We start from the raw sequence: 21914 nt of genomic DNA, 5'->3' as shown, positions 1-21914 counted from the left end.
CAATTAGTAATTAATTGCTAAGGCCTTCTCGCTATTTCTTAATACTATATCCTTAATTTTCTTTCTTCACTGGCGGTGGCATGGTAGCCTTAGGAGCAGGCTTCGGTTCTTCCTTGTCCTTTTCTTTATTTTCCTTTGGCTTCTGTGCAGGAGCTGGTTGTTCCTGCTTATCGGTACCCGGAGTGGCGTAATCACTGGCGTTTCCGGAGCCGTAGTCATCAGCAGAACCGTTACCTACGTTATCAGATTGTGCGTCGGGCGTTAAGTTGGAATCGTAGTTCAGGTAAATATCGTCGCTGTTCATATTGGGCGGCGTCAGGAAATGGTCGCTGGAGTTGATTTTCAGCGTAGGATCTGCATATACCTTCTGCATAAAATAAGCCCAGATCGGGAGGCCTGTGTTAGCACCCTGACCCAGCGCCGTAGTACTGAAGTGAATGAAGTTGTTTTCACATCCCACCCAGGCACCAGCCAGCAGCTTGGGCGTATATCCCATAAACCAGCCATCCGTATTATCATTGGTGGTACCTGTTTTACCGGCTATCTCTCCCGGAATATTAAAACGGGAACGCATACGCGCTCCGGTACCTCCCGGGGCAACCACACCTTCCATCATTTTTACCATAGTATATGCCTCCCGTTCGCTGATCACTTCACGTTTCACTGGCGCAAATGTTTCCAGTATATTTCCGTTCCTGTCTTCTATACGTGTAATGTAGATTGGCTTAGTGTTGATTCCTCTGCCCGGGAACATGGTATAGCCCTGCATCAGCTCATACAGCGAAAGCTCTACGGCTCCCAGCGCAATGGCAGGGTAAGCCGGGATATCGCTCGTAAAACCTACTTTATTTTTCGCAAAATCTGCAAATGGCTTCGCCCCTATCTGCTTGATCAGGTAAGCTGCCACCAGGTTCAACGACTTGGCCAGCGCTCCGGCCATCGTGATAGTTCCACCAGTAGTACCTTCAGAGTTATGAGGCGTCCACCCGTTGATGGAAATCGGTTCATTCGGTAATACTGTATTAGGCGACATACCATTCATGATGGCAAAGCAATACAGGAAAGGCTTGAATGTAGAACCCACCTGACGACGCGTCTTGGCTACGTGGTCGTTTTTGAAATATCGGAAATCCGGTCCGCCTACCCAGGCTTTTACCTCACCACTTTCCGGATCCATGGCCATAAACCCTGCCTGTAAGATGGCGCGGGTGTATTTAATGGAATCCAGCGGGGTCATTACCGTGTCTATTTCGTTCAGATCCGGTTCTGTAGCGCTTTTCCAGCCAAATACTTTCATACGCACCGGCGTGTTGAAAACCAGCGCGATCGTAGAATCTGAAGCATCATCGTCTTTCAGCGCTTTATACCTGTCTGATTCCTTCATATACTGGTCCAGGAATTTCGGCCATTTCTTCCATACGTTCCCGGTTTTCACATCGCCCTGCGCCGACAATGACTTCTGTAATACCGCCAGGTGCTTCGCCACTGCTTCTTCTGCATACAGCTGCATACGGGGATTGATGGTGGTATAAATTTTCAGGCCATCGCGATAAAGATTGTATTCTGAACCATCGGATTTCTTGTGGTCCTTACACCAGGACTTCAACTCATCTCTCAACACTTCCCTGAAGTAAGGCGCCAATCCCTTGTTGTGGTCTATCTTATTATAATGCAGTACAATAGGTTTACTTTTAGCCATTGCAGCTTCTCCGGCAGTAATAAAATTAGCCGCCTGCATATTATCTATCACCGTATTACGGCGGTTCAGCGCATTTTGCGGGTTACGGCGAGGGTTGTAAATGGTATTACCTTTCAGCATCCCCACCAGTACTGCTGCCTCTTCTATCGATAAATGGCCGGCATCTTTACTGAAAAAAGTTCTGGCACCATTCTCAATGCCATACACGTTATCTCCGAAAGCAACGGTGTTTAAATACAGCGTCAGGATTTCCTGTTTGGTAAAGTTCCGTTCCAGTTTAACGGCAATGATCCATTCCTGTATTTTCTGAAAGGCCCTTGAGACGGGATTATTAGCACGTTGTTTACCCTGTGCGTCGGACTGAAGGTTCAATGCCAGCTGCTGGGTGATGGTACTGGATCCCCTCTTTTTGCCCACCAGCAGGTAAAAAGGAATAGCGAAGGTTGCCTTGGGATCGATACCTGAGTTATAGTAGAATCTCGTTTCTTCTGTAGCAATCAGCGCATTGATCACATTTTTGGAGATCTCATTGAAATCACTGCTGGAACGGTCTACCTGGTAGTATTTACCCAGTATGGTACCGTCATCGGCGATTACTTCTGCTGCCAGTGCTGCACGCGGGTTTTCCAGCTCCTCCATGGAAGGCATACTGCCGATTATCCGGAAATTGATGAGTAAAACAAAGACAACAAGTAACCCCAGTATCCCGAAAGCCACACTCCACAATAGTTTCACCGATTTTTTCATGCGCTATATAATTTGTTTTGCCGGTCCTTTACGGACAGCAATATATTACTATCTGTTGGCGATATATATATTTTTTTCAATAAAGTTAACAGCAATAAACAAGCCTGTTTATAACAGTTTGACCGACAAAGCTATTTAAAATTCCAAAAAAACGGCTATTGTGTCACATAATTATCTGTGAAAAATTTACGATAACCGTTCAGATCTTTAGTGCTGTTTAAGAGGATAAAATTATCCCTTGAGATAACAAAGAAATTATATTCGCTGGGCCTGATGCGGGGTATAATATTCGTTGCCGCCTCGTCCCGTATTTCATCAAAATAAGACAGGGCCTTATCTTCATTCGGGAAAAGCCTGAAAATCAGCATCACATCATTAGGCGTCAGCACAAAACTGCCCACTTCAATTTTTTCCGTAGCGTGTTTAGCGGCATTATATCTGGCAAACTGGTTCAGGCCCTCATCCATCAGTTCTTTCGATACCCGCTGGAAAGAGAGCACCACGAAATACGGATTATCAGCAGAAATCTTATACGGGGTTACCGGCTTGGGCGGAGGCGCAATGGTAGCAATCGGGCCTGGCAGTGATCCATTTACACCAGTAGCAATCTTTGTTGAATCCACCTTTGTTTTAGCAGTACCAAGCCTGTCAGCCAGCACCGGCTGCGGGTTCTGCCAGGGATAGCGCATAGACACATCTTCATCTACCAGGGCATTGTTTACATCTCGTTTGCTGATCTCCAGCTTCGCCAGGTACGCCGACAATTCCTTCCGGTGATTGAGTGCTTCCATCAGGGACTGAGCCTTGGCCAGCACCCCTTCATCAGCTGCATATTTGGAAATGACGTGTTGTACGGCTTTGCGCGATAATTGCAAGGTATCATTTTCCTTATCAAACATCGTATCGGCCTTGATGATCAGCATAGCCTCCAGCAGATCGAATTTCGGCTGCAGGAAATTGATACCGAAAGTGCTGTCGGCCTGCTTTTTCAGCGCCATAGCCTCATCGTAACGGCCGTCGTGATAAGCGGTATAAGCGGCATCATACGCCTGGCTGATACTTTTCTTCTTGTCTGCGCCCACATCTTTCAGGCCGCCGGAGCGTATGATATCTGCAAAATTGGTATTGCCATACTGGTTCAACACCAGGTTTTTATACTGGTTTGCCTGTTGAAGGTGATTCAGTTTGCTATGCCAGACATAAAGAGAATACAGTACTTCCGGCTTGCGCGGATGATCCGGGAAAAGGATCAGCAAAGAGTCGTATGTTTCTATTGCCAGCGGATAATTGTCGAGTTTATCGTGATAAAGCTTACCCAGATCAAACCACGCTTCCTTCAGCGCCTGCTGGGAAGCAGTCAGTTTTTCGGGAGCCAGTGGAAGTCCTGCTGCGAGCGACTCAGCGGTAACACTATCCGGCGGTACATGTACCAGGGGGCCTCCGCCTGCGGTACGACCAGCTTCCTGGGGTATTTCAACCGGTGTGTTGTTAGTGGCATTTACCACACCATTCTGGCTGCGGCGCCAATTATCTGCTACCGGGCGATTTCCCCAGCGCCGTTTGAATTCGGAAAAACCTGCTGATTTGCTGGCCGGGTTATAGAAATACCACTCCCCTTTTTCTTCCTGTGGAGCATAAGAGCCGGAGCCACTCATAGAAAGGCCGTTGCCACTGTATCCGGCTAAATTATCAGCCTCTCTCTTTTCTTTCTTTTTCTTTTCAGCAGCTTCATTGCGGATATTTGCCGCCATTTTAGACAGGAAGATGTTTCTGTCTGATGGAGCCATGGCCACGATCTTCTGGAGGCTGTCTTCCCGGTGAATGATTTCCAGCCGGGCTACCACTTCGGTCAACACCGTCTTGCGGGTATTCACTGTGGCGAAGTCCTCGAAGTCTTTTGTCATGATACCGGCGGTGCTGTCGTAATATTTCTTGGCATCAGGATAATTCCGCTGATCATAGTAAATATCAGCCAATCCTTTATAGGTCAGCGTACGCTGCATAAGGTTATTGCTGGGCACCTTCAGCGACTGTTTCATGTAGTTCACAGCAGTTTCCGGATCCTTGGGGTACATCAGAGCGCCCATGGTAAACAGGATACCATCCCGGAATTTGAAGAATTTTTCTTTCTTCAGCATATGCTTCAAACCGGCTATGCTGGCGGTAGGATCGCCGGTCACCTTTGCATTGGTTCTGGCAATCTGCAATCTCGCCTGGAAATCCATCATGGGATCAGGCTTCATGCTGATCACCCGGCGGAATTCATCCAGGGCGGAATCGGGATGCTGTTGCTGCAGGTACAACTGTCCGAGTATATAAGCCATCCTGGTGCGGGCAATTTTGCTGTTGCTTTTTTCGATGGCCAGCTTTAACGGTTCAATCGTTTCGGGATATCTTTTCTGGGAATAGTTGCTGTAAGCGCGTACTTCTGCAAGGTCGCCGTCGAGGCGGTGCGGGAAATTAGGATCCGTATTCAGCACAGCGAGGAGTGATTGTACCTCATCATATTCCTTCAATTCAAGCAATGTTCTGGCCCGCCACAGGAAGGCGTCGTTACGTGCTCTCGTGTGCTTCAGGCGGCCGAAGAATCCTTTTCTTTTTTCAGGAGTAGCTATGGAAATCTGGTCGTTGGTGCGTGCACCTACTACCGTTTTATATTCAGATTTTTGTTTCGGAGCGAAGTGGATATTAACATATTGAAAAGTCTTGTTGGCGTTATCCAGATCGCCCTCATAGAAGTATGCCCTTCCCATGAGCAGGAAGCAGTCGTCGATCCACTTGCCGCGCGGATCGTGCAGCTGAATGGCCATATTGGTTTTATCTATCACTGAATCCAGCTCTCCTTTGCTGAAGCCCTGACTCTGTAAACTGAAAGGATAAAATGGCAACAGGGTATTGTAGTTATCCTGCCCGTCGCGGTTAGCTGTTCTTACTACCCGATCGAGTTTCACTTTTGCGTGATAGTAGTAGTTGAACCGGGTGGCCATGTTCTGGAAGAATTTCCGTTTCCAGGTCCATTTCTTTTTTTCGAGCATCACCTCAGAAGGAGGACGGCGGTCCTGTATACGTGGTTCTTTTGGTTTAAACAGCGGCTTGGCAACAGGTCTTTGTTGCTGATTCGGGGTCTGAGCCTGAGAATTTGTCTGTTGTTGCTGCTGATTTCGTGGCCTTATCTGCGCACGGACGGTTGTTAACCCCAGGCAAAATGACAATACAATAATTCCCAGATATTTATGTAGCAGTTTGATGCAATTCATGGATGCCAGGGTGTATAGGCTAAATATATATAACTTATTGTTTGAAAAAATATTTTAAAGTTAGGATAAAATAATTGATCTCCTACCGGCGGTAACGCCTGCATGAGGCTTTTTCCTGTTTCACAGAGATTTTAAAATATTGGTTTTCAGATTAAAAATACATATTCTGGCGGCAAACAGCAAAACCCGTTTTTCAATTTTGCAATATTGATTAACTTTAGCCCGCCTTAAAAGAACCAATCTTTTAAGAAGCACTCTAAACATGGCCAAGAAGGGGAACAAAAACAGAAAGCGAAACCTGGAAAAGCTCAGTCATAAATACCGGTTGGTAATTATGAATGACGACACCTACGAAGAAGTCACCTCATTCAAACTCTCCCGGATGAGTGTGTATATCGCTTTCAGTACCCTTTTTGTATTATTGGTGGCTATCACCGTGGCAACGGTAGTATTTACGCCCTTACGTTATTATATACCCGGCTATGGCGACCTGAAGCAACGTAAGGAATTCATACATCTCAAAATGCGGGCGGATTCACTGGAAACAGCCATCAATGCCCGGGATCAGTACCTGAATAACATCAAGCAGGTAATCAACGGCGATTTCACGGGAAAACTTGACACAACGAAGCTGAAAGTTCCTGCCGTAGACAACAGTACCTATTAACAAACACCATTAATTTAATTAACTATTAAAAGAGACAAGTGGACGTGTGTGTAGTTGGATAAGGTAATATCTCGACAAATCTTAAAATATTTAATATTTTATTTATATTACATCACTAAACTTGAAAAACCTTACTCCCTATGTTTAATAGCAGTCACAAATCCAAAGGCGACAAACAGACCATGCTGCCAACTTCTACCGTTAATATTATCGGCAATGGTACTACTATCCAGGGTGATATTGTGTGTGAAGGCGATATCCGTATCGACGGGCAGGTAACTGGCCTGGTATCTACAAAAGCCAAAATTGTGGTAGGTCCTGAAGGTGAAATTGTTGGCGACCTGGTGTGCCAGAGTGCCGACGTACTGGGTAAAGTAACCGGTATTATTAAAGTAGACGACCTGTTGTTCCTGAAGGGTAATGCCCTGGTAAAAGGCGATGTATACACCGCTCATTTTGAAATGGAGCCGACAGCGAAATTCAATGGCCGTTGCTATATGGATGAGCAGTCTGCAGACAATCAGAAACATGGAAAATCAGTCCTCCAGGAAGCCGAATAACCGTAACAACCTGTTGGTGCGTTACGCCGGGCTGGCCTTCCAGATGATGGTCACGCTTGGGTTAGGTGTATTTGCCGGCTATAAACTGGACCAGCGTATTGGCTGGCGGTTTCCGGTATTCCTGATCATTTTTTCTTTAATTGCATTAGCCATACTTTTGTGGCAAATTATTAAAGACACCCGACGTAATGAGTGACAGATTTTTTATACGATTATTTGCTGTATTCGGCATCTTAAACGGACTTATTATCATATTCAAACCCAGGTTACTGGACCTCGGCACGCATGTATATGTGCTGATGGCCGGTAACCTGATTATGGCTATTATTTCCCTGGTATCTTACCTGATGAGCCGCAAGGGCCTGGCATCCGCTAACCACAATGCCTTTATCCGGTCGGTTTACGGCTCAACCCTCAGTAAACTCTTTCTTTGTGTCATCGGTATTGCCACCTATGTGCTTATTTATAAACCCAATGTGAGCAAGCTGACCATTTTCCTTTTATTATCATTATACCTGGTGTATACGATATTTGAAACGATCAGCCTGTTCCGGCTGACGAGGCTAAAAAAATAAACGGATTGAAAAAAGAGGCGCCATTAAATGCATTAGCGTCCTATTTACCCGAGGGCACATTTGATCAGGTAATGGAATACCTGACCACTTTCAAAGTGCACCTCACCATCACAAGGGAGCGTTCCAGTATCTTAGGCGATTACCGTCACCCCGACGGGCATGGCAAGGGACATCGTATCAGCGTGAATGGCTCCCTTAACAAGTACGCGTTCCTGCTTACGCTGCTGCATGAATTTGCGCACCTGACTACCTTCAACAAGTACGCTAACCAGGTGCCCTCACACGGAAAGGAATGGAAACAGGAATTCTCCTGGATACTACGTGCCTTTGTAGGTAACCAGCTGCTGCCGCCCGATGTGGAAACGGCTATCAGGCAAAGCATGGCCAATCCGGCCGCCAGCTCCTGTGCCGATGAAAATCTCATGCGTGTGCTGAAAAGATATGACCGGCAAAAGGAAAATCACTTCTTTGTAGAACAGATCCCGCAGGATGGCCTCTTCAGAACGAAAGACGGCCGTATATTCCGCCGCGGAGAAAAAATCAGGAAGCGGTACCGGTGTGAGGAGGTTTCGTCGAAACGGATGTATTTGTTTAGCCCGGTTTATGAAGTAGAGCAAATAATGAATTAAGAATAGAGAAAGAAGAATTAAGAAATAGCGTGAAGGCCTTAGCAGATATATCAATCGCTAAGGCCTTCACGCTATTTCTTAATTCTTCTTTCTCTATTCTTAATTCTCTCCCCTGTATTTCAACACCGGATACGCCATCGCCTTATTCACCAGTTGTATTTCAAGCTGTAATATTTCAGCTTCGGCTTTCGCCTGCAGCTTGGGCGCATCATCGGTGGGTTTATGGTAATCATCGTGGCCACCGGTATGAAAGAACAAAACGGGCACACCGCTCACATAAAAGTTGTGATGATCGGAGGCGCCTTTCCCGGCGGCATCTGTGAAGAATTTGATGCCAGGCTGTTGTACGTCTTTAAAAACAACAGGCCATTCTTCCGCGCTGCCGTAACCGCCGATGCCAATACCACGTTCGGGATTATAACGGCCAATCATATCCATGTTCAGCATGAAATGGATCTTGCTGAGCGGAATCAGTGGATGGGCGGTGTAATATTTAGAACCCTGCAGGCCCAGCTCTTCTCCCCCAAAAGCGATAAAGAGAAAATTAAACGGTTCCTTTTGTTTGTTCTTCACATAATGACGGGCCAGTTCCAGCAGGCCGGCTACGCCGGAAGCGTTGTCGTCGGCCCCGTTGTGGATTTCTCCTATGGGGTATTTGCCGTCGAATAAAGCGGCAGTACCCAGGTGATCATAATGCGCGCCGATAATGATTGTACGGGCGGCTCCGTTATCCAGAAAGCCGATCACATTCCGGCTGGGAATATTCCGATGCTCTTTCCTGTCGAATGTAAAATCCTGGAAATAGCTGTTGTCATTCAATTTCCGGAGCCCCAGCTTTTTAAATTGTTTTGCCACATAGCGACTGGCCAGTGTTCCTCCTTTTTCTGCGGTACCTCTTCCTTTCAGCTTGTCGGATGCCAGGTAATTCACTATTCCCTGTATCCTCGCTGCATCAGGAATGGTATCCTGTGCCTGTGCAGCTGTGATGGTAACCGCTGCACCCACCAATAATATCCATCTTTTCATATCCGCCCAAAAATAGAGAAGGCTTCCCTTCAGGGAAACCTTCTGCTAAAAAATATGATTGAATTGTTCAGATTGTATTAATCCTACTTTCTTTTTTGCTGTTGCATGTCTTGTTGCCGCTTCTGAACTTCCTCCAGCTTTTCCTGCCATTTGGATTTAGTCTTAGGCTTTTTCTTATTCTCCTGGATCTGTGCGTGGATCTTGTCGTGGTTGATGATAAATTTCTGAATCACCCACTGCAACAGGATACTGATCACGTTGGACAGGAAGTAGTAGAAAGTCAACGCAGCAGCAAGGCGGTTGAAGATACCCAGCAGCATGATAGGCATCATGTAAGGCATATACTTCATTACCGGATTACTCTGATCAGTCATGCCACGGTTGTAGAATGCCAGAATCAGGCTGGTGATGGTCATCAGGATGGTGAAAAGGCTCACGTGATTGCCATAGAATGGAATGTTGAATGGCAGGTTGAAGATGGAATCGTAAGTCGACAGATCTTTTGCCCACAAGAAGCTTTCCTGACGCAGCTCGATGGAAGACGGGAAGAAACTATACATCGCTACCAGGATAGGCAGCTGCAGCAACGCAGGTAAACAGCCTCCCAGCGGGTTTACACCGGCGCTCTTGAATAATTTCATCTGTTCCATACCAAATCCCTGCTGATCATCGCCGTATTTAGCTTTCAGCTCATCGATCTCAGGTTTCAGTACTTTCATCTTAGCCTGGGAAACGTAGCTCTGGTAAGTGAAAGGAGCTATCAGCAGGCGAATGAAGATGGTGAGCAGGATGATGATGATACCGTAGTTGTGGATAAATCCGCTCAGGAAGTTGAACACCGGGATAATGATGAAGATATTCACATACTTCACAAATGCGAAGATACCAGTACCCAGCGGGATGATCTTCTGCAGACCTATATCGAAGGATTTAAGCGTTTTATAGTGGTTAGGGCCGTAATAGATTTCAACCGGGAAGGAGAAATCGTTGGTGCGGTTGTACGGAACCTGGATGGTGCTGAAAGTCTGTCCTACGATATTCGGGCTTTCAGGCACTTTGGTATTTACATCTGCGTTGATGAAAGGCTCCTTCTTAGCAATCAGCGTGGTATTGAAGAACTGTTGCTTTACGCTCAGCCATTTCAGTTTATTATCCAGTTTTTCGTGGCTGGTACGGTTCAGGGTAAAGTAATCATGTTTGCCACCTTCGTACATATAGTGCACCTGGTTGTTCATGCGCTCGTTCTGCATGTCGTGCTCCTGCTTATCTTCCTGGCTGTTCCAGGAAAGGTTCAGGTAAGTCTGATTACCGGGCAGGATATTCTGCAGACCAACGGCATGAATGTTATAATCCACCACATAGCTGCCGGGTTTCAGGGAATAGACAAATTCCAGGTAAACAGCCGGGTTATTGGAATTAAGACGGTAAGTGATTGATTTTACGCCACCGGCCAGTTCCTGGGGTTGGGCAGCGGAAAAGAACAGGTCGGAGCTGTTCAGCACTTTAGTAACGCTGGCAGGCACTTCTATCGACAGGCGGTTGAAAGAACCTGCTGTCAGCATAAGTGGAGCGCCATCATATGTTTTATATTGTTTCAGTTGCACTGTGGCAGGCTGGCCACCTTTATTGGTAAAGGTGATCTTTACCACGTCGTTTTCCAGTACCGTATTTTGTACGTTGCCGGTGGCAGCTGCAGCAAATACACCAAATTCTCCGTTCAGCAATGCCTGGTGAGCTGAATCCAGCGTGGCCCCAGGCGTGGTGCCTGTAAGGCTCGCAGTGTCCATTACCGGGGTTTTAGGCTTATTCAGTTCTGCGATGGAATCTTGCCTGGCTTTTTCTCTTGCGGCTTGTGCCTGTTGTTTCTGGTTAAAGAATATATATCCTACCAGTAGTACACCCAACAGTAAAAACCCAATGACCGAATTTCTATCCATGAAATGCAATTAAAATTTAGGCAGCAAAGGTAAGCATGATTTTATGAATTGACCATGCTTTTTAGGTGAAACCACTGTTAAATGCGGTTAAAGTGATAGTTTGGCAATGAATATATATACCAACTTGATAATCAGAATGGATTTTTCAAATGATCAAGGGAGAAGCAAGCAATGTGATATGCTTTCATCTCCCCTGATATCATACAAAAATAAAATATATAACTTACTGCGCAATTTTCTCTTCCACTTTCGCCTTACCGTTTTTGCTTTCAGCATATTGCTTGGCGGCTTTCACGAAGGACACGAATACCGGTGCAGGGCTTTCCACTGTGCTTTTCAGCTCGGGGTGGAATTGAACACCTACAAAGAAAGGATGCCCTGGCAGCTCGATGATTTCCACCAGCCCGCTTTCCGGGTTCTTACCCGAAAGTACCAGGCCGGCTTCTTCAAACTGGCGGATATAATCGTTGTTAAACTCGTAGCGGTGGCGGTGCCTTTCGCTGATAGACGTATTACCGTAGATTTCCGCTGCTTTTGATCCCGGAGTAAGTTCGCAGGCATAAGCCCCCAGACGCATGGTACCTCCTTTGGCAGTTATTTTCTTCTGCTCTTCCATCAGGTTGATCACCGGATGAGAGGTATCAGGATTCATTTCCACGGAGTGGGCATCTTTCCATCCCAGCACATTACGGGCATATTCCACAACGCTCATCTGCATACCCAGGCAGATTCCGAAGAATGGCAGCTGATTTTCACGGGCATACCGGATAGATACAATCTTTCCTTCAATACCACGGTGGCCGAAGCCCGGAGCAACGAGCAGGCCATCCAGATTCTTCAGTTTTTCCGCCACATTTTCAGGAGTAATATGTTCAGAGTGGATATTCTGCACCACTACTTTGCATTCATTTTGTGCGCCTGCATGGATGAAAGATTCCAGGATTGATTTATAAGCATCCTGCAATTCCACATATTTACCGATAAGACCGATCGTCACCTTGGATTTCGGGTACTTCAGTTTATCGAGGAATTCGCGCCATTTTATCAGCTCCGGTTCTTTTTCCACCGGCAGGTTCAGTCTTTTCAACACGGAAACATCCAGTTTCTCGCGCATCATTTCCAGCGGCACTTCGTAGATGGTAGGCACATCATTCGCTTCAATCACTGCATCCACCTGTACATTACAGAAAAGTGCAATCTTTCTCTTTAGATCGCGGTACAACGGTTCTTCTGTACGGCAAACGATGATATCCGGATGTACACCGTATTCGCTCAGCAGGCGCACAGAGTGTTGAGTAGGCTTGGTTTTCAGCTCCTTGGCTGCGCGCAGGTACGGGATCAGTGTCAGGTGTACCACGAGGCAATCTTCCTCTCCCAGCTCCCATTGCAGCTGACGAACTGCTTCAATGTAAGGAAGCGACTCAATATCACCCACAGTACCACCCAGCTCAGTGATCACGATATCGAACTTACCGTCTTTACCCAGCAACAGGATACGGCGTTTGATTTCATCGGTGATGTGCGGGATTACCTGCACGGTTTTACCCAGGTAGGCCCCTTCTCTTTCCTTGTTGATGACAGTTTGATAAATACGGCCGGTAGTCACATTATTGGCCTGGGATGTAGGCGTATTAAGGAAACGCTCATAGTGCCCGAGATCCAGATCTGTTTCAGCACCATCTTCCGTTACATAACATTCACCATGTTCATAAGGGTTTAATGTACCCGGATCCACATTGATATATGGATCAAATTTCTGAATAGTCACTCTAAAGCCGCGTGCCTGCAAAAGTTTTGCAAGAGAAGCAGCTATAATTCCTTTACCCAAAGAGGAAGTAACACCTCCCGTAACGAAGATATATTTTGCCATAAAACTAAAATTCAGCTAAATGTACTTGACCTATAAACGGGGAAGTGCCGGACTGCGTTTGGTGTAATACCGATCAAGTAAACTACTTCCGAAGGTCATGCAAAGTTACACAAATTTGCGTCGCACCCAAGTTTTTTAAGCAGGGGCTTTATTTGTTTGTTAATTTTTCGAAGAATCTCTTCAGCTCTGATCACTGATCTGCAGCGGGTTTTAAAGATTTTTCAATCACCTGAAATTATTTATTGAAAACCTTTATACCATGCATACATCCATTCCGCAACTATAATATATAAACCATAAATTTGCGTCCGAAATACATTAATAATGACATTAACGCCAAAGAGAGCGCAAGATTCGCTGATACAGATGACCGAGCTGGTTTTACCGAACGACACCAATACTTTCGGAAACCTGATGGGAGGACGCCTGATGTACTGGATGGATATAGCTGCTGCCCTGGCCTGCATGAAACACTGCAGCGCGCCCGTGGTAACAGCTTCCGTAGATAATATATCTTTCGAAAATCCCATTAAGCTGGGCAACGTTGTACACATTGAATCCAAAGTAAGCCGCGCCTTCAACACTTCTATGGAAGTGCATATCCGGGTATGGGGTGAAGACCCGGTGCAACAATACCGCTATAAATCCAATGAGGCTTTCATGACATTTGTAGCACTGGATCCCAACGGCAATTCCAGACCCGTGCCAGGTATCCTCACCGATACAGAAGAAGAAAAAAGATTATATGATGGCGCCCTTCGCCGCCGCCAGCTGCGTCTTATCCTCGGCGGAAAGATGAAACCGGAAGATGCCGATGAGTTGAAAGCGTTGTTCGAAATTAAGAATTAAGAATATGGAATTAAGAAGTAGCCCGAAGATCTTAGCGATTGATGATGTTATCCGCTGAGATCTTCGGGCTACTTCTTAATTCTCTCCGTTCCATTCCCTGTAAAACTGCTCCAGGAACTGCTCCATAAATGCATGCCTTTCTACGGCCAGTGCTTTCCCCGTTTCCGTATTCATCCTGTCTTTCAGCAATAACAGCTTTTCATAAAAATGTGTAATCGTGGGAGCGGTACTTTTCTTATAAGCTTCTTTTGTCATATTTAAATCGGGCTTCACCCCGGGATCATAGATCTGACGATTTTTGAATCCTCCATAGTTGAAGGCCCTGGCTATACCTATGGCCCCGATAGCATCGAGTCGGTCGGCATCCTGCACTACGCCCAGCTCAATGGAATAGAAGATGCGCTCATTGTTGCCTCCCTTGAAGGAGATGTGCCGGATAATGTTTATCACATGCTCCGTTACCATACCCGGTACCTGCAGGGATTGCAGGAAAGCAGCTGCTTTCTCCGGACCAATGTTTTCGTCGCCGTTGTGAAATTTAGAGTCAGCGATATCGTGTAATAACGCCCCGAGCTCCACCACCAGGAGATCTACTTTTTCTTTTTCCGCTATACTGCGCGACTGTTTCCATACCCTTTCTATATGCCACCAGTCGTGGCCTCCTTCAGCTCCCTGCAATGTTGTCTTCACAAAATCTACAGTAGCTGCTATTATTTCATCGTGATGCATCATGGTCGCAATAATATTTAATTTTCCGGAACACAAAAAGCGGAAAGAACATTTCTACAGCCTACTTTGTTACAGGTAACATGATACAGATAAAAAGAGTTTATGAGGAGTACGCTCCGTCAGATGGATACCGCATCCTGGTAGACCGGCTCTGGCCCAGAGGGCTTACAAAAGATCGGGCACATGTGGATGAGTGGGCAAAAGACATTGCGCCCAGCAATGAGTTGCGTCAATGGTTTCACCATGAGCAAAGCAACTTTGCCGAATTCAAAACAAAATATCTGCAGGAATTACAGGGGAAAAAAGATTTGCTGACAGCTATTAAAAAGAAAGCACAACATCAGCGGGTCACGTTGGTATACGGGGCAAAAGACGAAACAAACAATCAGGCACAGGTATTACTGGAGCTGTTGAAAAAATAATCAGGCTCCTTCGCGCTCATGGTTAACCAATACATCAGTAATACTGTTCAGCTTCTTCACTTTACTGGCAAAATCGCCGGTGAGCCTGTCGCGGATCTGGGATAACTTGTTGAGCACCTCATCCAGGCTGTCGGGGATAGCTTCCTGCAATACCTGTTTCAGGCGTTTGGCAATGGTCGGGGATTTACCGTTGGTGGAGATAGCAATCTTGAGATTACCTTTCCTTACAACAGAACCCAGGTAGAAGTCGCACAGATCCGGCGTATCAGCCACATTGATCAGTACTTTGCTGCCTTTGGCTTTCTCCCATACACAAAAATTGAGTGCTTTGTCGTTCGTAGCCGCAATCACCAGGTCTTTCCCCAACAGATCTCCGCAGGAAAATGCTTTCTGAACAAGGGTAATGTTGGGATACTGATGTGTGAGAGCTTCCAAAGCAGGTAAAAACTCCAATGCCACCACTGTAATATTTGCCTGTGGGCAATTTTCCAGCATGGCATTGGCTTTCTCCAGTCCGATGTTGCCACCGCCCACTACGAGTACCTGCAGGCGGTGTAACTTGAAAAACACCGGGAATAACTGATTTTCCATTTATACTGCAATTTTAAGTTCCGCTGAAACCTTGCGCTGCAGTTCCTGGAAGGCTTCATGGAAACGTACCACTTCGCCTATTACCAGAACGGCCGGGTTACGCAGGTCATTGGTAGCAGCTATTTCTACCAGGTCGGCCACATGGCCCAGCCCCATTTTCTGGGTGGGCAGGGTACCGTTCTGGATGATAGCAGCAGGGGTATTGCCTCTGCCGGCTGCACTGTAGATGGCTGCTATTTCGGCCAGCTTGCTCATGCCCATCAGCACTACTACCGTAGTATTGGCATTGATGGCATGATCCAGATCGCGCGACAGGTCGCCGTGTTGCGTATTACCGGTAATCACCCAAAAACCTTCGCTGATATTGCGGGCTGTTACCGGAATCTTATTGATCCCCGGCACCGCTATAGCGCTGGAAATCCCGGGAATTACCTCTGCAGTGATGCCAAACTGCTGCGCAAAGGCAATTTCTTCCTGTCCTCTGCCAAACACAAAGGAGTCGCCTCCTTTCAGTCGCACTACACTTCCATAAGTTAAGGCATATTTTACTATCATGCGGTTTATTTCATCCTGTGAATAAACATGCATACCGGCGCGTTTACCCACAAAGCGGCGAAGGCAGTTAGCAGGCGCATAATCGAGCAGTTCGTTGCTCGACAAGGCGTCGTAAAGAATTACCCTGGCGTTCTGAATGGCTTTTAACCCTTTTACGGTGATCAGTTCCGGATCGCCCGGACCAGCGCCTATTAATGTGAGTTTGGGTTGTATATGCTGCATGATGATATTATTTAGGAAGATGAAAATAATTACGCCTGCACCAGTTCACTGGCCGCTTTGCGATATGCCTGCGCGTTGTTATAAAATGCCTGTGCCTGACTGAAGTAGTTTTTTGCAAAGCTCTCCGTAGGTTCGTTAGCGTTAATCTGCAATACCACTGATTTGAAATCAGGTTCGAAGCTGAATTTACCGGTAGCAACGAAATGTTTATCGAAATCGTTGATAATACCGATCTGTGTATTTCCGCTGATGGCTTCACTGAGCAACAGGGCTTTAGCTCCCTGTACGAAGGAAGAATAAGTATGATAGATACCATCTGCATAAGCGCCTTTGAGAATCGCTGCACTGGCCAATTCTATCTTTTCTTCTGCTTCCAGCAACAGTGTTGCTACCAGGTCTATGATCACGCCGGCACACTCACCTACGCCAATAGCTGTAGCGTAATCCTGTGCCTGCCCCCAATCGATGAAGTCGTTCGCTGTTAATGCGCTCAGATCAGCCAGGGGTTTCAGCAATTCGTAGAAATACTTTTCACCCTGACGGTCGTAGTACTCGTTGAACAATTCCTGTTCTCCACCGTTGGTTTCGAAATCGTGCAGCAGGCTGCGGAGAACATCCGGACCGCGGCGGCTGGGCACTTTGATTACTTTATCAGCCACACGGCCTGCACCATCGCCTACGATACCACCGCCAAGCAGTACCTGCAATGCAGGCAATACCTTACCGCCGCTCTTCATGGAAGAACCGTGGAAGCCAATGCTGGCAATACCGTGCTGACCGCAGGAGTTCATACAGCCGCTGATTTTTATCTTGATATCCTTATTATAAATCAGGTCAGGAAACTCATCAGTGATCACTTCTTCCAATACTTTGGCAATACCGGTACTGCTGGAAATACCCAGGTTACAGGTATCTGTACCAGGGCAGGCAGTGATGTCCGCCACACTGTCGAAACCCGGATTAGCAAAACCGGCTTCTTCCAGCGCACTGTACACATAAGGCAGATGTTCAGGAAGAATATATTTGAGTAGCAGTCCCTGGTTGGCTGTAACCCTTACATCGTCTGCTACTACCGGGCGCAGCGCTTCAATCAGCTGACGGCTGATAGCTGATCCGATATTTCCGAGGGTGATTTTCACATAGGCGGCATAGTAACCACGCTGCTTCTGTTCGAAAGTATTGGTTGTTTTCCAGGCCTCGTATGCGGCAGGGTTCTTAATGGTATATGCCGGAATAGATGCGGGCACCGGCGGAGGTGCAGTCTGGATCCATGCGTCGGCATCCACAGGTACACTCTTCACCTTAACGGCTTTATACTCTTCGTTAATCAGGCGCTCAAATTCTTCCATACCGATTTTCTGGATCAGGAATTTCATGCGTGCTTTGTTTCTGCTGGTTCTTTCACCATAACGGTCAAATACACGGAGCACGTTTTCAATGTAAGGTATCAGGAGGTCTGTTTCCAGGAACTCATATACCGTTTTGGCCAGGAAAGGCTGAGCACCGAGGCCGCCGCCCACGAGTACCTTAAAGCCCCTTACTTCCTTACCATCAATGATCCTGATCTTGGGGATCATCCCGAAATCGTGCATGAACGACCAGGCAGTGTCTTTATCAGAAGAAGAAAAAGCAATTTTGATTTTACGTCCCATTTCCTGGCTGACAGGGTTACGCAGGAAGTAGCGGAAAGTAGCGTCGGCATAAGGCGTTACATCGAACGGCTCTTCCGGATCGATGCCGGCGCGGTCGGATGCAGTAACGTTGCGGACTGTATTACCACAGGCTTCACGGATGGTGATACCATCCTGCTCCAGCTTCGACCACAGTTCCGGCGTTCTGTCGAGGCTCACATAGTGAATCTGCACATCCTGACGGGTAGTAAGGTGAAGGTTGCTGGTAGCATATTCATCAGAAATATCAGTAATTCTTTTCCACTGTTGCAGGGTCATTTTACCGTAAGGCAGCTTGATGCGTATCATCTGCACTCCAGGCTGGCGCTGGCCGTATATACCTCTTGCCAGACGAAGGCTGCGGAATTTTTCATCTGAAACAGCGCCCTCGCGGAACAGGCGGATCTTCTTCTCGAGATCAATGATATCCTGTTCTACAACCGGATTTTCTATTTCTGTTCTGAAGCTTTGCATAAAAAGTATTTTCTGGTGGTAAATTTTATGTGGATGCCGGTCGCTCCCTCATAGTGCTATGCCTGGCGGCCGGCGAAATTGTTTAAGTTGAAATCAAAAAGCCTCCGTGTATCATGCGGAGGCCTTCGTATAATGATAATTTACAGTAAGTTGATCACTGATATTACACGCGCCCTGCGGTTGCTGATAAACAACGACTATTACAACACATTTTCCATTTATTACCCATATTCCCTATCGTTTTAGTAGAGTAATACAAAGATTAAAAAAGCCCTCCATCTTTCCAAAACTTTTTTGAAGGGTAAAAAGGCACCAAAAAGGAGGGGAATTAGGCAGATATGGGAACTGCAGTGGCAAATTCCCGGCAAATGAGCCATAGAAGGGTTATTACAGGTATGGAGGCCGTATTTATTCCACCACGGCCGATAACCAGATTTTATCCGGTATAACTTATTGTTATGACTACGAGCCGCTGACTACTATTATCTATCTTTGCGCTTCACAAACGAAGAAGATTCATGCTTAACACGGTAATATTCGACATGGACGGGCTATTGGTGGATTCTGAGCCCCTTTGGGGCATTGCGTTGAGAGAAGTATTTGCAACGGTAGGCGTACAACTTTCTCCTGAACTGACGCATCTGACAACGGGTTTAAGGACCAAGGAAGTGGTCAGCTACTGGCATCGCTATTTTAAATGGGAGGGTAAAAGCCCGGAGCAGGTAACTGAGGAGATTATTGATAATGTTATCGGGAAGATTATAGCAGAAGGCAGGCCGATGGAGGACGTGGAGTACATCCTGGGGTTCTTCCGGGAAAAAGGGTTCAAACTTGGACTGGCGTCTTCTTCTCCCCTGCGCCTGATCAGGGCGGTATTAGTGCACCTGGGACTGACAGATCATTTCCAGGCGGTGTATTCGGCAGAGTTTGAGGATTATGGCAAGCCTCACCCTGCGGTATACCTGGCCTGTGCAAAAGCATTGGGCAGCGATCCGCTGGAATGCATGGCCTTTGAGGATTCCGTTACCGGCATGATAGCCGGCAAAGCCGCCCGTATGACGGTAGTAGTGGTACCAGAGGCACATAACCGTAAAGATATCCGTTATTCAGTAGCCAATATGCAGCTGGATTCCCTGCTGGAGTTCAAAGAAACGCAACTGCAACAGCTGATGAAGTAACTGCAGCAGTGCTACAGTTGTGGCAGTTTTGGTCATCTTACCAATAAAAAAATCCCGCTCCGTTGTTACACGAAGCGGGATTTATTATTTAATGAAACTGTTCTTACTGTGCGCTTTTTTCTTCGCCGCCTTCAGACTGTTTCAGTTTTTCTCTCAGTTCAGCCAGTGCACCCAGATCACCTAAAGTAGCTTTTTCAACTTTACCCTGGATGTTTTTCACAGCCTTACGGGTTTTGTCAGCTTCTTCTTTCTTCTCTCTCACGACAGCCTGTTTTTCTTCAGCCTGTGCTTTTTCCCAAACCCTTGTATGAGAAACCAGGATACGTTTTTCGCTGCGATCGAATTCGATGATCATGAATTCTTTCACATCTTCAACGTTGATTGGTTTGTCATCTTCAGTTTTCAGGTGACGTGCAGGAGCATATGCTTCCAGACCGTACTGCAGCTGAACGGTAGCACCTTTTTCATCTTTCTTCACAACAGTACCTTCGTGTACAGAGTTGATCGGGAAGATAGTTTCGAAGGTGTTCCAAGGATCTTCTTCGATCTGTTTGTGACCGAGGCTCAGCTTGCGGTTTTCCTTATCGATACCCAGGATCACTACATCTATTTCGTTGCCTACTTTAGTGTATTCAGATGGGTGGTTGAAACGTTTGATCCAGCTCAGGTCAGAGATGTGGATCATACCGCCGATACCGGTTTCCAGTTCAACGAATACGCCATAAGGAGTGATGTTTTTCACGATTCCTTTGTGACGGCTGTCAACAGGGAATTTGGTTTCGATAGTAGACCATGGATCTTCTGTCAGTTGTTTGATAGACAGGCTCATCTTACGTTCTTCCTTGCTCAGGGTAACTACCACTGCTTCGTATTCTTCGCCTAATTTGAAGAATTCTTTAGCGTTGATAGGAGTAGAAGCCCAGGAGATTTCAGATACGTGAACCAGACCTTCAACACCTGGCATGATTTCCAGGAATGCACCGTAATCTTCGATGTTAACTACTTTACCTTTTACTTTAGCACCTTCGGTGATAGTAGCTGGTAAAGTATCCCACGGATGCGGAGTCAGTTGTTTGTAACCGAGGCTTATGCGACGTTTTTCGTCGTCGAAGTCAAGCACAACAACGTTGATCTTCTGATCCATCTGGAGCACTTCGCTCGGATGGGAGATACGGCCCCAGCTGATATCGGTGATATACAGCAGACCGTCCAGACCACCCAGGTCGATGAACGCACCAAAGTCGGTGATATTTTTGATAGTACCTTCCAGCACCTGGCCTTTCTCCAGTTTGCTGATGATATCCACTCTCTGTTGTTCGATATCGCTTTCGATGAGGGCTTTGTGAGAAACAACGGCGTTGCGGATGGTTTCGTTTACCTTCACCACCTTGAACTCCATAGTTTTTCCTACAAACTGGTCGTAGTCTGTAACTGGTTTCACATCGATCTGAGAACCTGGCAGGAATGTTTCCATACCGTATACATCTACGATCAAGCCGCCTTTGGTTTTGCTGGTAACAGTACCAGTAACCACTTCGCCTGTTTTGTAAACTTCCACGATTTTTTCCCATGCACGTTTCTGGCGAGCCTGTTTACGGCTCAGGTGCAGGTTACCATCGCGGTCTTCTTTTTCAACAACCAGCACTTCCACTTCGTCTCCGATCTTCAGACCTTGTAAGTCGCGGAATTCGTTCAGGGAAATCAAACCGTCGGATTTGAAACCGATGTTGATCACCACGTCGGTGTTGGTTAAACCTACTACAGTACCAGTCAGCAGACTGTTTTCTTCAAACACTTTGAAAGTACCTTCGTAAGTCTGATCGTACTTTTCTTTTTCTTCTTTGCTGTAAGAAGATACGTTGCGTTTGTCAACGCTCCAGTCGAAATCGTCGTGTGCAGTTTCAACTTTTGCTACAGGTGCCTTTGTTGTCGCTGTTTCAGCCGCAGCAGCCTGCGGTGCCTGTTGTTCAGCGTTTTGTTCGTTAATAATGTTGTTTTCGCTCATAATAAAAATTGATAATTTAAACCCGGGATATCCGGGCTCCCTTTTTATGGGACTGCAAAAATACGAAAAAATACCGGGAAGGAGAGAAATAATGCGGTGTTTTTACTGGTGAGTCTGCTATCTTCTTGTGAAATTACGAATCAGGAATTACGAATTACGGACTGGCGCGAAGATTTAAGCAACTGCCCCCCTTTTTGTCTGTCTTCTCCTTTATCATAAACCCTTCTCCGAAACAGGGCTGTTAAAGATTAC

18 protein-coding genes are annotated in these 21914 nt (G+C 46.4%); 8 read left to right on the top strand and 10 right to left on the bottom strand.

From position 1 onward, the window contains the following. Nucleotides 1–52: 52 nt before the first annotated feature. Together UNH61_RS02580 and UNH61_RS02575 are read right to left on the bottom strand one after the other, a co-directional pair. On the bottom strand, nucleotides 53–2446 hold the full coding sequence (locus tag UNH61_RS02580) for a transglycosylase domain-containing protein (protein WP_326990548.1): 2394 nt from the start codon (nucleotides 2444–2446) through the stop codon (nucleotides 53–55). Nucleotides 2447–2601: 155 nt separating this feature from the next. Next, nucleotides 2602–5703 (bottom strand): hypothetical protein, encoded by a 3102-nt coding sequence (locus UNH61_RS02575; RefSeq protein ID WP_326990547.1) that lies wholly within the window; start codon nucleotides 5701–5703, stop codon nucleotides 2602–2604. A gap of 262 nt (nucleotides 5704–5965) precedes the next feature. On the opposite strand from UNH61_RS02575, the gene UNH61_RS02570 reads away from it, so the two are divergent. The 5 genes from UNH61_RS02570 to UNH61_RS02550 all read left to right on the top strand — a co-directional run bounded on the left by UNH61_RS02570 (nucleotide 5966) and on the right by UNH61_RS02550 (nucleotide 8134). Then, nucleotides 5966–6370 (top strand): hypothetical protein, encoded by a 405-nt coding sequence (locus UNH61_RS02570; protein WP_326990546.1) that lies wholly within the window; start codon nucleotides 5966–5968, stop codon nucleotides 6368–6370. Nucleotides 6371–6510: 140 nt separating this feature from the next. Further along, complete coding sequence (locus UNH61_RS02565; RefSeq protein WP_326990545.1) at nucleotides 6511–6930, top strand: polymer-forming cytoskeletal protein; 420 nt, start codon at nucleotides 6511–6513, stop codon at nucleotides 6928–6930. Next, complete coding sequence (locus UNH61_RS02560) at nucleotides 6899–7126, top strand: AtpZ/AtpI family protein (protein ID WP_326990544.1); 228 nt, start codon at nucleotides 6899–6901, stop codon at nucleotides 7124–7126. The genes UNH61_RS02565 and UNH61_RS02560 overlap by 32 nt, the downstream gene beginning before the upstream one ends. Beyond that, nucleotides 7119–7505, top strand: a complete 387-nt coding sequence (locus tag UNH61_RS02555) for a hypothetical protein (RefSeq protein ID WP_326990543.1) — start codon at nucleotides 7119–7121, stop codon at nucleotides 7503–7505. Before UNH61_RS02560 ends, UNH61_RS02555 begins: the two co-directional genes overlap by 8 nt. A gap of 5 nt (nucleotides 7506–7510) precedes the next feature. Beyond that, nucleotides 7511–8134 carry a SprT-like domain-containing protein gene (locus UNH61_RS02550; RefSeq protein ID WP_326990542.1) on the top strand — a complete coding sequence of 208 codons (624 nt, stop codon included), beginning with the start codon at nucleotides 7511–7513 and terminating at the stop codon, nucleotides 8132–8134. Nucleotides 8135–8233: 99 nt separating this feature from the next. Here UNH61_RS02550 and UNH61_RS02545 read toward each other — a convergent pair whose 3' ends face one another. The 3 genes from UNH61_RS02545 to UNH61_RS02535 all read right to left on the bottom strand — a co-directional run bounded on the left by UNH61_RS02545 (nucleotide 8234) and on the right by UNH61_RS02535 (nucleotide 12967). After that, nucleotides 8234–9160 (bottom strand): M20/M25/M40 family metallo-hydrolase, encoded by a 927-nt coding sequence (locus tag UNH61_RS02545; RefSeq protein ID WP_326990541.1) that lies wholly within the window; start codon nucleotides 9158–9160, stop codon nucleotides 8234–8236. Between the two features lie 83 nt (nucleotides 9161–9243). Further along, complete coding sequence (gene yidC / locus UNH61_RS02540; RefSeq protein WP_326990540.1) at nucleotides 9244–11097, bottom strand: membrane protein insertase YidC; 1854 nt, start codon at nucleotides 11095–11097, stop codon at nucleotides 9244–9246. A gap of 223 nt (nucleotides 11098–11320) precedes the next feature. After that, complete coding sequence (locus UNH61_RS02535; protein ID WP_326990539.1) at nucleotides 11321–12967, bottom strand: CTP synthase; 1647 nt, start codon at nucleotides 12965–12967, stop codon at nucleotides 11321–11323. Nucleotides 12968–13291: 324 nt separating this feature from the next. Here UNH61_RS02535 and UNH61_RS02530 point away from each other — a divergent pair, with 324 nt between their 5' ends. Then, nucleotides 13292–13816: an acyl-CoA thioesterase gene (locus UNH61_RS02530; RefSeq protein ID WP_326990538.1), complete on the top strand. Its 525-nt coding sequence runs from the start codon at nucleotides 13292–13294 to the stop codon at nucleotides 13814–13816. Between the two features lie 75 nt (nucleotides 13817–13891). Here UNH61_RS02530 and UNH61_RS02525 read toward each other — a convergent pair whose 3' ends face one another. Beyond that, on the bottom strand, nucleotides 13892–14548 hold the full coding sequence (locus UNH61_RS02525) for an HD domain-containing protein (protein WP_326990537.1): 657 nt from the start codon (nucleotides 14546–14548) through the stop codon (nucleotides 13892–13894). A 77-nt stretch (nucleotides 14549–14625) separates the two neighbouring features. Here UNH61_RS02525 and UNH61_RS02520 point away from each other — a divergent pair, with 77 nt between their 5' ends. Then, the gene (locus UNH61_RS02520; RefSeq protein ID WP_326990536.1) at nucleotides 14626–14967 is read left to right on the top strand and encodes a DUF488 domain-containing protein; all 342 of its coding nucleotides are present in this window, start codon (nucleotides 14626–14628) and stop codon (nucleotides 14965–14967) included. Here UNH61_RS02520 and UNH61_RS02515 read toward each other — a convergent pair whose 3' ends face one another. From UNH61_RS02515 to UNH61_RS02505, 3 genes are read right to left on the bottom strand one after another with little or no spacing between them, the layout of a single operon-like run. Then, nucleotides 14968–15558, bottom strand: coding sequence for a bifunctional precorrin-2 dehydrogenase/sirohydrochlorin ferrochelatase (locus tag UNH61_RS02515; RefSeq protein WP_326990535.1), 591 nt, complete (start codon nucleotides 15556–15558; stop codon nucleotides 14968–14970). Continuing rightward, complete coding sequence (cobA, locus tag UNH61_RS02510) at nucleotides 15559–16335, bottom strand: uroporphyrinogen-III C-methyltransferase (RefSeq protein WP_326990534.1); 777 nt, start codon at nucleotides 16333–16335, stop codon at nucleotides 15559–15561. It lies immediately after the preceding gene. 29 nt (nucleotides 16336–16364) lie between these two features. Beyond that, nucleotides 16365–18479 carry a nitrite reductase gene (locus tag UNH61_RS02505; protein ID WP_326990533.1) on the bottom strand — a complete coding sequence of 705 codons (2115 nt, stop codon included), beginning with the start codon at nucleotides 18477–18479 and terminating at the stop codon, nucleotides 16365–16367. A gap of 518 nt (nucleotides 18480–18997) precedes the next feature. Between UNH61_RS02505 and hxpB the strand changes: the two genes are divergently transcribed. Continuing rightward, complete coding sequence (gene hxpB, locus UNH61_RS02500; RefSeq protein ID WP_326990532.1) at nucleotides 18998–19657, top strand: hexitol phosphatase HxpB; 660 nt, start codon at nucleotides 18998–19000, stop codon at nucleotides 19655–19657. Between the two features lie 103 nt (nucleotides 19658–19760). On the opposite strand, the gene rpsA is transcribed toward hxpB, so the two are convergent. Further along, entirely contained in the window at nucleotides 19761–21662 is a 1902-nt protein-coding gene (gene rpsA / locus UNH61_RS02495; RefSeq protein ID WP_326990531.1) for a 30S ribosomal protein S1, read from the bottom strand. Nucleotides 21663–21914: the final 252 nt, after the last annotated feature.

The sequence above is a fragment of the Chitinophaga sp. 180180018-3 genome (assembly GCF_037893185.1).
Taxonomy (GTDB): Bacteria; Bacteroidota; Bacteroidia; order Chitinophagales; family Chitinophagaceae; genus Chitinophaga.
The sequence above is the reverse complement of the archived record's forward strand: the minus strand, read 5'-3'. Positions and strand labels throughout refer to the sequence as shown.